The sequence below is a fragment of the Mesorhizobium sp. M1A.T.Ca.IN.004.03.1.1 genome, assembly GCF_003997555.1.
Taxonomy (GTDB): Bacteria; Pseudomonadota; Alphaproteobacteria; order Rhizobiales; family Rhizobiaceae; genus Mesorhizobium.
The window spans coordinates 1-237 of the sequence record NZ_RZTV01001060.1; the positions used below are offsets into that span (position 1 = coordinate 1).

At 65.0% G+C, this 237-nt stretch carries 1 protein-coding gene; it reads right to left on the bottom strand.

All coding sequences use genetic code 11. The annotated features are described in order from the left end of the window. The coding region (locus EOD29_RS34915; RefSeq protein WP_281059271.1) for a serpin family protein at positions 1 to 237 on the bottom strand (237 nt) is incomplete at both ends.

Consider the following 237-nt stretch of genomic DNA (forward strand, 5'->3'; position numbering starts at 1 on the left):
CGCTGAAAGGGGCTTGCCGGGCTTTCCCTATCGAAGGACGTCTTCCAGCGCGCCTTGAAGGAGAGTGCGCCGAGGCTGACGAAGCCGCCGCCCGGCGGTGAGTCCAGGATCACAGGAATGGCGCCCCGCGTCGCTTGTTTGACCCAGCCGTTGATGTGCTCGACCGATTTCGGCCCGTCGAGATCCTCGATCGAGGGCTTGATCCGGTGGCCGGCTAGCATGGAGAGCGCATCGGGA